The sequence below is a fragment of the Streptomyces sp. CNQ085 genome (assembly GCF_022614595.1).
Taxonomy (GTDB): domain Bacteria; phylum Actinomycetota; class Actinomycetes; order Streptomycetales; family Streptomycetaceae; genus Streptomyces.
Window position 1 is genome coordinate 1 of record NZ_JAJFAU010000170.1, and the last position, 9,597, is coordinate 9,597.

The 9,597-nt window shown below is 75.1% G+C and carries 1 protein-coding gene and 1 pseudogene; both read left to right on the forward strand.

The genetic code is table 11. The annotated features are described in order from the left end of the window. Positions 1-17 precede the first annotated feature (17 nt). Positions 18-8,624 (forward strand): annotated as a pseudogene (locus LJ221_RS21360) (type I polyketide synthase); the annotation flags it as partial. Further along, a partial coding sequence (locus tag LJ221_RS21365) for a beta-ketoacyl synthase N-terminal-like domain-containing protein (protein WP_374228525.1) occupies positions 8,621-9,597 on the forward strand: 977 nt, incomplete at its 3' end. The pseudogene LJ221_RS21360 and the gene LJ221_RS21365, both read left to right, overlap by 4 nt.

The following is a 9,597-nucleotide window of genomic DNA, read 5'->3' on the forward strand; positions in this document are numbered from 1 at the left end:
GCCTGGTCCGGCCCGGACGGCGCAGCGCGGGCGGCGGGACCGTCACGCGCGGCGCGCTCGTCGACCGGCTCGCGGCACTGCCCGCCGACGAACGGCGCCGGTACCTCGTCGAACTGGTGCGGGCCGAGGCCGCGGGCGTGCTCGGCCACGGCACCGGCGAGGCGGTCGACGCCGACCACGAGTTCCGCAGGCTCGGCGTGGACTCGCTGACCGCGGTCGAGCTGCGCAACCGCCTGGCCGGAGCCACCGGCCTGCAACTGCCCGCCACGCTGGTCTTCGACCACCCCACCCCGCGCCGCCTCGCCGTCCACCTGCTCGGCGAACTCGTCGAGGAGGGCGTCGTCGGCGAAGCCCCCGCGCCCGCCGCATCGGGCGCCTCCGTCACGGACGAGCCGCTCGCCGTCGTCGGCATGGCCTGCCGCTACCCCGGCGGTATCACCTCGCCGGAGGAGCTGTGGGAGTTCGTCGCGGCGGGCGGCGACGCCATCTCCGGCATACCCGACGACCGGGGCTGGGAGAAGCACACCGGCGTCGCCTCGGCCGACGGCGTGGCCGGCGGATTCCTGCGCGGCGCGAGCGAGTTCGACGCCGCGTTCTTCGAGATCTCCCCGCGCGAGGCCGTCGCGACCGACCCGCAGCAGCGGCTCCTCCTGGAGACCGCGTGGGAGGCCCTCGAACGGGCCGGCATCGACCCGCACAGCCTGCGCGGCAGCCGCACCGGCGTCTTCGTCGGCCTCAGCGGCCAGGACTACGGCACCCTCGTCATGCAGTCCTCCGTGGACGTCGAGGCCCACGCCACCACCGGCCTCAACACCAGCGTCGCCTCGGGGCGGCTGGCGTACGTGTTCGGCCTGGAGGGCCCGGCGCTGACCGTCGACACCGCCTGCTCGTCCTCACTCGTCGCGCTGCACCTCGCCAGGCAGGCGTTGCGCGGCGGCGAGTGCGCTCTCGCCCTCGTCGGCGCGGTGACCGTGATGTCCACGCCGGTGGGCTTCGCCGGGTTCTCCCGCATGGGCGGGCTCGCCACGGACGGCCGCTGCAAGGCCTTCGGCGACGGCGCCGACGGCACCGGCTGGTCCGAGGGGGTCGCCGTGCTGGTCGTGGAGCGGCTGTCGGACGCCGTACGCAACGGGCACGAGGTGCTGGCCGTCGTGCGGGGCTCGGCGGTCAACCAGGACGGCGCCTCCAACGGGCTCACCGCACCCAACGGCCCCTCACAGCAGCAGGTCATCCGCCAGGCCCTGGCGGGCGCCGGGCTCACGCCGGCCGACGTGGACGCCGTGGAGGCGCACGGCACCGGCACGACTCTCGGTGATCCGATCGAGGCGCAGGCCCTTCTGGCCACCTACGGCAAGGACCGCGAACGGCCGCTGCTGCTGGGCTCGGTGAAGTCCAACCTCGGCCACACGCAGGCCGCCGCGGGCGCCGCCGGACTCATCAAGACCGTGATGGCGATGCGGCACGGCGTCCTGCCACGCACCCTGCACGCCGACCCGCCGTCCCGGCACGTCGACTGGTCGAGCGGCGCCGTGCGGCTGCTCACCGAGAACCTCCCCTGGCCGGACACCGGCCGCCCGCGCCGGGCCGGGGTGTCCTCGTTCGGCATCAGCGGCACCAACGCGCACGTCCTCCTCGAACAGCCGCCCACCGCGGCCGAGCCGAACCGCGCCCCGGCCACCGCGCTGCTGCCGTGGGTGGTCTCCGCGCGCACCGAAGCCGCCCTGGACGCCCAGATCGCGCGGATCAGGTCGGCCGCCGACGGGCTCGACACGCGTGACGTGGCCTGGACCCTGGCCGCCCGCGCCGCCCTCGAACACCGTGCCGTCCTGCACCCCGACGGCAGCACGGAACTCGCGCGCGGACTGGCCGCCGACCGCCCCCTCACCCTCGTCTTTCCCGGCCAGGGCAGCCAGCGTCTCGGCATGGGCCGTGAACTGCACGCCCGTTTCCCTCGGTTCGCCACCGCTCTCGACGAGGTCCTCGGCCACTTCGACCCTGCGGTCCGGGACGCGATGTGGGGCACGGACGAGGCGCTGCTCAACCGCACGGACCACGCGCAGTGCGCGGTGTTCGCCGTAGAGGTGGCGCTGTTCCGGCTGCTGGAGTCGTGGGGCGTCACCGCCGCCCACGTCACCGGGCACTCGGTCGGTGAGGTGGCCGCCGCCCACGTGGCAGGGGTCCTGTCCCTGGCGGACGCCTGCGCGCTGGTCGCGGCGCGGGGCCGGCTGATGGCGGCCCTGCCGACCGGCGGTGTCATGGTCGCGGTCGAGGCGGCCGAGGACGAGGTGCGGCCGCTGCTCACCGACGGCGTGTCGCTCGCGGCGGTCAACGGCCCGACCGCGGTCGTCGTCTCCGGCGCCGAGGACGAGGTGAGCGCCGTCGTGGCGGCCCTCGGCGAGCGGCGGCACACCCGCCTCGCGGTGAGTCACGCCTTCCACTCCCCGCTCATGGAGCCGATGCTGGACGACTTCCGGCAGGCCCTCGCCCGGCTGGAGTTCCACGCACCCAGGATCACCGTGGCGTCGGCCCTCACCGGCCGGATCGCCGAGCCGGAGGAGTTGTGCTCGGTGGAGTACTGGGTGCGGCACGCCCGGGACACCGTGCGGTTCGCCGACGCGGTGGACGCGCTGCGCGCGGCCGGTGCCGGGGCCTTCCTGGAGGTCGGCCCGACGGGTGTGCTCAGCGGCCTCGTCCTCGCCGCAGGCCCGCGGGACACCGTCGCCGCCCCGATGCTGCGCCGCGACCGGGGCGAGGAGGAGGCCGTGGTCGGCGCGCTGGCCACGCTGCACGTCGCCGGCGTCCCCGTCGACTGGCGCGCCCTGTGCGCCGGCACCGGCGCGCGCCGTGTGGAACTGCCGACATATCCCTTCCAGCGGCAGCGGTACTGGCCCGACGGCGGCCCCCTCGCCGCGCCCGAACCCCGCACCGAATCCGCCCCCGCGGCCGGCGAAGGGCTCGCCGCCCTCGGCCCGGAGGAGCGCAAGCGGCATCTGCTGGGGCTGGTGCGCGCCGAGACGGCCGTCGTGCTCGGCCACCGGGACCGCGACGAGATCGACCCCGACCACGAGTTCGGCCGACTGGGCATGGACTCGCTCACCGCCGTGGAACTCGGCAGGCGCCTGTCCACCGCCACCGGACTCCAGCTGCCCGCCACCCTGGTCTACGACTACCCGAGCCCGCGCAGGCTCGCCGCCCACCTGCTGACCGAACTACTCGACGACGGCGTCGGCGCCGCCGACCGGATCGCCGAACCGGCCGCCCGTCCGGCCCAGGACGAGCCGCTGGCCATCGTCGGCATGGCCTGCCGCTTCCCCGGAGACGTCAGCACCCCCGAGGAGTTCTGGGAGCTGATGCTCGACGGCCGCGACGGCACCGGCCCCTTCCCGGACGACCGCGGCTGGGACCTCGACACCCTGCATGGCACCGGCCCCGGCAGCAGCGCCACCACCCGCGGCGGATTCCTGTACGACGCCGCCGACTTCGACCCGGCGTTCTTCGGCATCAGCCCCCGCGAGGCGCTCGCGATGGACCCGCAGCAGCGGCTACTGCTGGAGACCGGCTGGGAGGCGTTCGAACGCGCCGGACTCGACCCGGACGCCCTGCGCGGCAGCCGCACCGGCGTGTTCGTCGGCACCAACGGCCAGGACTACGTCCACCTCGCCACCCGCGCCCGCGAGGACATCGGCGGCCACCTCGGCACCGGCCTCGCCGCCAGCGTGATCTCCGGCCGGCTGGCCTATGTGTTCGGCCTGGAGGGCCCCGCCCTGACCGTCGACACCGCCTGCTCCTCCTCCCTGGTCTCGCTGCACCTGGCCTGCCAGGCACTGCGGGGCGGCGAGTGCGAACTCGCCCTGGCAGGCGGTGTCACCGTGATGACCACCTCGGTCAGCTTCGTCGGCTTCAGCATCCAGGGCGGCCTCGCGGCGGACGGCCACTGCAAGGCGTTCTCCGACGACGCCGACGGCACCGTGTGGTCCGAGGGCATCGGCATGCTGGTCGTGGAGCGGCTGTCGGACGCCGTACGCAACGGGCACGAGGTGCTGGCCGTCGTGCGGGGCTCGGCGGTCAACCAGGACGGCGCCTCCAACGGGCTCAGCGCCCCCAACGGCCCCTCCCAGCAGCGCGTCATCCGCCAGGCCCTCGCGGGCGCCGGGCTCACCCCTGCCGACGTGGACGCCGTGGAGGCACACGGCACCGGAACCCGGCTGGGCGACCCGATCGAGGCCCAGGCCCTCATCGCCACCTACGGCCGGGACCGGCAACGGCCGCTGTTGCTCGGGTCGGTGAAGACCAACGTCGGCCATACACAGGCCGCCGCCGGAGTCGCCGGCGTCATCAAGTCCGTGCTCGCGCTGCGCAACCGCCGGCTGCCGCGCACCCTCTACGCCGACCCGCCCTCCAGCCGTATCGACTGGTCCTCCGGCGCCCTGTCCCTGCTCACCGAGACCACCGAGTGGCCCGAGACGGGCAGGTCGCCGCGCATCGCCGTCTCCGCGTTCGGAATCAGCGGCACCAACGCCCACGTCGTCCTCGAAGGCGCGCCGGAGCGGGAGCCGGAGACTCCCGTCCTCACACCCGCCGTCGACCCGTGGCCGGTGTCCGCCCGCACCGAAGAGGCCCTTCACGCCCAGGTCGCCGCGCTGACCGCCTGGGCACGCGGCCGCGACCCGCTCGACGTGGGCCGCTCCCTGTCCGCCCGCTCGCACTTCGCCCACCGCGCGGTGCTCCTCGCCGACGGCGAGACGGTCCACGGCACCGCCACCGAACGCGGCACGGCCCTGGCGTTCTCCGGCCAGGGCACCCAACGACCCGGCATGGGAAGGGACTTGTACGACCGCTTCCCCGTGTTCGCCGACGCCTTCGACGAGGTGCTCACCCACCTCCCACCCGGCCTGCGGGACATCGTCTGGGGCGACGACCCCGAGGCGCTGCGCCGCACCGAGAACGCGCAGCCCGCCCTGTTCGCCCTCCAGGTCGCCCTGCACCGCCTCGTCGCATCCCTGGGCGTCACGCCGCGATACGTCACCGGACACTCGGTCGGCGAGATCGCCGCCGCCCACGTCGCGGGCATCCTCACCCTGGACGACGCCTGCGCCCTGGTCACCGCCCGTGCCCGCCTCATGGGCGAACTCCCGCCCGGTGGCGTCATGGTGGCCGTCACCGCCACCGAGGACGAGGTACGGCCCCTCCTCACCGATGAGGTGGCCATCGGCGCAGTCAACGGCCCCTCGGCGGTGGTGCTGTCCGGCGCCGAGTCCGCCGTCGAGACCGTCCTCGGCCGGCTCGGTGACCGTCAAACCCGCCGGCTGGAGGTCTCCCACGCCTTCCACTCGCCGCTGATGGATCCGATGCTCGACGACTTCCGGACCGTCACCGCCACCCTCACCCACCACCGGCCCCGCATCCCCTTCGTGTCCGCGGTGACCGGCGCCCCGGCCGGCGACGAACTCGCCTCGCCCGAGTACTGGGTGCGGCACCTGACGGACACGGTCCGCTTCGCCGACGCGGTCAGGACGCTCGCCCGCACCGGCGCCGGCGCCTTCCTGGAGATCGGCCCCGACGGCGGCCTCACCTCCCTCGTCGCCGACCTCGCACCGGAGACCGCCGTCGCCGTACCGCTGCTGCGCCGCGATCGCCCCGAGGAGGCGGTGGTGGTGAGCGCGCTCGCCGCCCTCCACGTCCAGGGCGTCACCGTCGACTGGACGGCCCTGTACGCCGACACGGGCGCCCGGCGCCTGCCCGACCTGCCGACCTATCCGTTTCAGCGGCGCCGGCTGTGGCCCACCGCCTCCCTGCGCTCGGCCGACGCGACCGGACTCGGGCTCGCCGCCACCGACCACCCCCTGCTCGGCGCCGCACTGCCGGTCGCCGGGGCCGGTGAACTGGTGCTCACCGGTACCGTGTCGCGCACACTGCACCCCTGGCTCGACGGCAGTGCCGTGGACGGCGCGGTTCGGCTGCCCGCCGCCGCCCTGATGGAGGCCGCCGTACGCGCCGGGGACCGGGTCGACACCCCGCACGTCGCCGACCTCACCCTCACCGAGCCGGTGCTCGTGCCCGACCAGGGCGCGCTGCAACTCCAGTTCAGGGTCGGCGCGTTGGACGACGACGGAGCCCGGCCCGTGTGGTGCCACACCCGGCCCGCCCACGAACCGGACGCCGAATGGACCGAGCACGCCCACGGGCGTCTCACGCCCGAGCAACCGGCCCCCGACTCCACCCGCTTCGCCGCCGGCCAGTGGCCGCCGCCCGACGCCAGCGAACTCGCCGTCGACGACTTGTACGAACGGCTCGCCGACGCCGGTGTCGAGCACGGCCCCGCCGCCCGCGCCCTGCGTGCCGCCTGGCGGCACGGCGACCACCTGTACGCGGAGGTCGCCCTGCCCAAGGAGGCCGGCGAACACGCCGGGTTCGCACTGCACCCGGTCCTCCTGGACGCGGCCCTGCACGCCGCGCACCTCGTCACCGGGGCCGAGGAGACGGATCCCGAACGGCTGCTCACCGTCCGGTGGAGCGAGGTGTCCCTGCACGCCGTATCGGCCACCGAACTGCGCATACGGCTCACCGGCAGCGGCGACACGCGTGAACTAGCCGCCGCCGACCCCTCGGGCGCGCCCGTGCTCACCGCCCGCGCCGTGGTCCTGCGCCCCGCGGAGCGCCGCGCCGACGCCCCCGCCGCCGGACCCGACCTGCGCACCTCCCTGTTCCACCTGGACTGGGAGGAGCGGCCCGTCCCGGCCGCCCCCGCCGAGCCGGTCCCCTGGTACGTGCTCGGGCCCGACGACACCGGCCCGGCCGTCGCCCTCGGCTCGCTCGCGGTACCAGTGAAGTCCCTAGCCGAGCTGCGAGAAGGTGACGACGCGCAGGTGCGGACGATCGCCGTCCCGCTCGCGGGCCGGCTCGACGACGCCGTCGGGGCGGTCCACAATCTGACGCACCGCGCGCTGACGCTGATGCAGGAGTTTCTCGCCGAGGACCGGTTCGCCCGCACCCGCCTGGTGTTCGTCACCCGGGGCGCGGTCGCACCGCACGGCGCGGAGATCACCGACCCGGCCGCCGCGGCCGTCTGGGGCCTGGTGCGGTCCGCGCAGATGGAGCACCCCGGCCGGTTCCTCCTCGTCGACGTCGACGGCGGCGCGTCCTCCACGGCCGTGCTGCCCGCCCTGCCGGACACGGACGAGGAGCAGTTCATGGTGCGCGACGGATGCGTGTGCGTGGCGAGGCTCGCCCGCGTGCCCGACGCCGCCGCCACGCCCGGCGCCGGACCGGCCCGCTGGCGCGCCGACGGCACCGTACTGATCACCGGCGGCACCGGCGGCCTGGCCCGGATCCTCGCCCGGCACCTGGTCACCGCCCACGGCATACGCCACCTGCTGCTGGCCGGCCGGCGCGGCCCCGACGCCCCCGGCGCCGCTCAGCTGCGCACCGAACTCGAAGCCCACGGCGCCCGGGTGACCCTGGCCGCCGTCGACATCGGCGACCCGGAGGACGTGGCCGCCCTCATCGCCGGAGTCCCTGCCGAGCACCCGCTGACCGCCGTCGTGCACACCGCCGGCGTCCTCGACGACGGCGTCCTCGACGCCCTCACCCCCGACCGCTTCGACGCCGTCCTGCGGCCCAAGGCCGACGCCGCCTGGCATCTGCACCGGGCCACCCTCGACCTGGACCTCGACGCGTTCGTCACATACTCCTCCACCGCCGGTGTCGTGGGCAGTCCCGGCCAGGCCAACTACGCCGCGGCCAACGCCTTCCTCGACGCCCTCGCCCAGCACCGCGCCGCGACCGGACGGCCCGGCCACTCGCTGGCCTGGGGCCCCTGGGCGTACGCCTCCGGCATGACCAGCGGGCTGAGCGAGGACCACATCCGGCGCATGAACCGCTCCGGCACCCCGCCCCTCGCCCCAGAACTGGGCCTCGCCCTGTTCGACGCCGCCACCGCCCGCGACGACGCGCGGCCCGTACTGATGCGCACCGCCGCCCGCACCGGCGCGGCACTGCCGTTCGCCGGACCGGTGCCGCCCGTCCTGCGCGGGCTGATCGGCGGACGCCGCACCGCCGTCGGCCGCAACCGTGCCGCCGAACTCACCGCCCGCCTCGACGGACTGCGCCCACAGGACCGTGCCCGGCACCTCACCGACCTGGTGTGCGCCGAGGCCGCGAGCGTGCTCGGCCACGACACTCCCGAACAGATCGGCGTCGAGGAGGAGTTCTCCCGGCTCGGCTTCGACTCCCTGACCTCCGTGGAGATGCGCAACCGGCTCGCCGCCGTCACCGGCCTGCGCATGCCCGCCGCCCTCGTCTTCGACCACCCCACACCCCTGGCCGTCGCCGAGCATCTCGCCGAGCGACTCGGCCGTGGCCGGACATCACCATCGACTGCCCTGCACACCGAACTCGACCGCCTGGACACCGCCCTGGCCGGCGCGCTCGCCGCGGACGGCCTCGACCCGGCCGCCCGGACCGGCACCGCCGCCCGGCTACGGGCCCTGCTCGCCCGGCTCACCGAGGACGGCGGCGAACGCCAGGCGGCGGACGACGACGTGCGCGAGCGCCTCGGCGCCGCGAGCGCCGAAGACCTCATCGCCTTCATCGACAGCGAGATCGGCCGCCCCACCGACCGCTGAACCGGTCGCACCTCCCCCACCGATCTCCCACCGAGGAAAGGGCATCGACCATGCCGGACGAAGCGAAACTCGTCGAGTACCTCAGGTACGTCACCGCTGACCTGCACGAGACCCGGCGGCGTCTCGACGAGGCCGAGTCGGGACGCCACGAGCCGGTCGCCGTGGTCGGCATGGCCTGCCGTTTCCCCGGCGGCGTCCAGGCCCCGGAGCAGCTGTGGGAGCTGGTCGCCTCCGGCACCGACGCCATCTCCGCGTTCCCCGCCGACCGCGGCTGGGAGATCCAGGGCCGCGGCGGCTTCCTCAACGACGCCGGGGGCTTCGACCCGGGCTTCTTCGGCATCAGCCCGCGCGAGGCCGTGGCCATGGACCCGCAGCAGCGGCTACTGCTGGAGACCGGCTGGGAGGCGTTCGAACGGGCCGGTATCGACCCGGTCTCGCTGCGCGGCAGCCAGACCGGCGTGTTCGTCGGAACCAACGGCCAGGACTACGTCCGGCTCGTGCACACCGCGAAGGAGGACCTGTCCGGACACGCCGGCACCGGCCTCGCCGCCAGCGTGATCTCCGGCCGAGTCGCCTACGTCCTCGGCCTGGTCGGCCCGGCGGTCACCGTGGACACGGCCTGCTCGTCGTCGCTGGTGTCGCTCCATCTGGCGGCGCAGGCGCTTCGCAGCGGCGAGTGCTCACTCGCGCTGGCCGGCGGTGTCACCGTCATGACGACCCCGGCCGCCTTCGAGGGCTTCGACGTCCAGGGCGGCCTCGCCGCCGACGGCCGCTGCAAGGCGTTCTCCGACGACGCCGACGGCACCGGCTGGTCGGAGGGCGTCGGCGTCGTCGTACTGGAAAAGCTCTCGGACGCGGTGCGCAACGGCCGCCGCATACTGGCCGTCGTGAGGGGCTCCGCCGTCAACCAGGACGGTGCGTCCAACGGGCTGACGGCGCCGAACGGTCCGTCGCAGCAGCGGGTGATCCGGCA